Origin of the sequence: Sphingomonas sp. YR710 (genome assembly GCF_900101455.1) — a bacterium.
In the GTDB taxonomy this organism is placed as follows: domain Bacteria; phylum Pseudomonadota; class Alphaproteobacteria; order Sphingomonadales; family Sphingomonadaceae; genus Rhizorhabdus.
The window spans coordinates 1-2828 of record NZ_FMZJ01000037.1; the positions used below are offsets into that span (position 1 = coordinate 1).

Annotated in this window: 3 protein-coding genes; all 3 read right to left on the reverse strand. The window is 62.1% G+C overall.

Going from position 1 to position 2828, the window contains the following annotated elements; all coding sequences use genetic code 11:
• Positions 1-87 precede the first annotated feature (87 nt).
• The gene (locus BLS13_RS20125; protein ID WP_093454806.1) at positions 88-876 is read right to left on the reverse strand and encodes a phytanoyl-CoA dioxygenase family protein; all 789 of its coding nucleotides are present in this window, start codon (positions 874-876) and stop codon (positions 88-90) included.
• A gap of 25 nt (positions 877-901) precedes the next feature.
• Entirely contained in the window at positions 902-1714 is an 813-nt protein-coding gene (locus BLS13_RS20130; RefSeq protein ID WP_093454807.1) for an SDR family oxidoreductase, read from the reverse strand.
• 63 nt (positions 1715-1777) lie between these two features.
• Positions 1778-2197 (reverse strand): nuclear transport factor 2 family protein, encoded by a 420-nt coding sequence (locus BLS13_RS20135; RefSeq protein ID WP_218123334.1) that lies wholly within the window; start codon positions 2195-2197, stop codon positions 1778-1780.
• Between the last annotated feature and the right edge of the window lie 631 nt (positions 2198-2828).

The window sequence follows — 2828 nt, forward strand, 5'->3', positions numbered from 1 at the left end:
CCGGTGAGATCGCATATCCTGATATGCGACAAGGCTGTCGACTTCGGCGCAAAGCCGTGAGCGCTCGTTGTCATGTTCGATCTCCAGTCAAAAATTCAGGCCCGAATGCTTCGGCCCATCGACTCCGCCGAGGGTCTGCCATTCTTCAAAGCCGGTCAGCGCGGCCAGTTCGGGATATTGGTCAAGCAATCTCGGATTGAGTGAGCGGCACCAGTTTTCCTGCGTACGCAAGAAAGGGAGGATATAGGTTGCGAATATTCCCCGGCGGATCACATTGGCCGTACGGTTGAGCCCGGTCGCATGATGGAGCCGCCCGTCCCACACGGCCATGCTGCCGGCCGATCCGGTAAGCCGCACCGGCGCCGAAGGTGCCAATGCGTGATCGGGCCTCTCCAACAGCTTGTGGCTCCCTGGAACCACCAGGGTCGCACCGTTTTCCTCAGTGAAATCATCGAGAAAAAAGGCAACATTGGTGGCAAGTTGATATGGCCAGGGTTCCGGCAGAAAACCCTGATCGGTGTGCAGGCGGCCGATCTCGCGGTCGCCGCCGGGCCCTGTGATATTCGCGGAGAGATTGCTCAGCTGGATGTCCTTGCCGAGACCGCTGCGGACGATCGCGAGCGCCAGCGGATGCGTCGCCAGCCGAACAAATTCGTCACCCCGATTCAAAAGCGCCCAGAGCCGCTGGTTGGATCCGTTCGGCCCATAGCGCAAAGCAACGCCCGCCGCGTCATCGGCGGTGGCCGCGCGGTTGAGCGCCGTTCCGACCGATTCGAGATCTTCGGCACTCAGCACGTCGACTATGACGCAATAGCCCACCTCATCGAGTTCACGACGGATGGCTTCCAGATCAGAGGCCTTATTCAGGCGGCTCATCGGCGGACACTTTCGGTCATCATGGTCACGAGCGGGCCGACGTCCGCAGCTTCCCCTCCCACGACGGCGGCAGGACGCTGACCATGCCGCCATCGGCGAGCACGTCGCTACCGGTCAGCAGCGAGGCCGCCTCCGATGTCACAAAGCTGACCACATTGGCAATCTCATCGGGCGTGCCCCGGCGGCCGAGCGGGCTGTTCCTGATGATGTCCGCCATCACCGGGCGGCTCTCCTCGAGCTGCTGGTTCATCGGCGTGTCGTTGATGCCGGGGGAGACCGACATGATGCGGGCGCCCTTCTTACCCCACAGGCCCGCATTCGCGCGGATCAGCCAGTGGACCCCGCATTTGGAGAGCTGATAGGAAAGGCTCGCATCTTCAATGTCGAAGAAAGCGCCCAGATCCTTGAAGAACGTCTCCGACAGCGGATTTTGCAGCACCGCGAAGAGCTCGGGATGCTGCGGGACGAGATAGCCCGACTGTGAGGCGATGCCGACTCCCACCGATCCGGGGCGCAGCAATGGCTCGGCTGCACGCAGCACGCGCGCCATGCCGATAAGGTTGATCTCCATGATCTGCCGGCCGGGTGCCCGCGCGGCTGATACTCCCGCTGTATTCACCACGGCTTCCAGATCGTCGACACTGGCAAAGATCGCGTCGATCTGGTCCTGGCTGGTGACGTCGCCCGGCAACACCTTCACGTCGCCCCCCAGTTCGGCGGCGAGCCGCTCGACACCGGCAAGATCGCGATCCGCGATGATGAGCGGACCTCGCGGAGCCATCTGACGGGCCACGGCGGCCCCCATGCCCGATGCGGCTCCGATCACGACGTTGGTCATTGATATCTCCTCGCTATCTTGTGCGTCCGTTGAGGACGTCGCGCTTCGGCGTAGGTCGGCAGCCTACTGCGCATCAGCCGCCGGTTGCCCCGGCCGTATTTCCCGGTGAAGCCATTCGAGCCTGAGGCTGCTCAACCGCCACGACCCGTCCACCTTCCTGTACGCATTGTGATAATGGCCATAAGCGTCGACCACCGAACCGTCGGGCGCCTTGGCGAACAGATGCACCGCCCAGATCCCGGCTGCCGTCGTCGGTGAGGTGAGGTCGATCTCGGGCAGAAGCGCATGGTGCACGGTCACAGCGGGATTGGTGCCTACCCTGCCGATGAACGCATCGATTCCTGTGGTCAGTCCGCGCCCGCCGGCGCCCGTATCGCAATGGAAGTCGTCCGTAACGGTGGGTCGAAGAAGCTCCCAATCCTTGGTATCGGCAGCCCGTCCATAGCGCCCCTGGACCTGCTTGATTGCTTCGATGTCGTCCAAGCCCATCTCCTCCGGTCCTTCTGTCGTTGCGATCTGATCCGCCCGCCACCTGATGCAGGCCGCAGCACAGGAAAAGCCCCGATCATGCCTGCTGCGCGCCGAGCATATGGCCCATCAGGCAGCATCCACCGTCGCTCGTACGAAACCCGCAGCCGGCGCTTTTGTCACGATGCAATCAGCCGCCGACCGGGTGCACGCCTTCGTCTCTTAGCGCGCAGACGCGAATTATTCTCAGCCTAGAGGGAGGGCTTCGAGCCGCCGATGCGGGCGCCAACATGGCCATCTGATGCAATCAGGGCGTAGCGCCGCAACTCAGGCTTGCTCATACCACTATCCCTCTCCTCTGCGCTTTCGACGATGAAATCGGTCGAATGAAGCGACAACGACGTCTGTGACGTTCAATATCTGTTGGGCCGCTTATAGCAGGCGCTATGATTAGCTTGTCAAGCATCTACGAAGCGTCCCGGGCGGCACGAAAGCCGATGACGGGTATGCCGCCCGGGATCATTTTACAGGGCCATAAGCGCCTGCCGCTCAGTCTCGATCAGCTTGCCTGAACGTGGGTGTTCAGGAACTTCACGGTCTTCTGCCAAGCGTCCTTCGACGACGCTTCATGGAAGGCGCTGCGATC

What these genes read in the sequence shown, in the direction of transcription:
- BLS13_RS20125 (WP_093454806.1), bottom strand. Translation starts at nt 876, where the DNA reads ATGAGCCGCCTGAATAAGGCCTCTGATCTGGAAGCCATCCGTCGTGAA.
- BLS13_RS20130 (WP_093454807.1), bottom strand. Translation starts at nt 1,714, where the DNA reads ATGACCAACGTCGTGATCGGAGCCGCATCGGGCATGGGGGCCGCCGTG.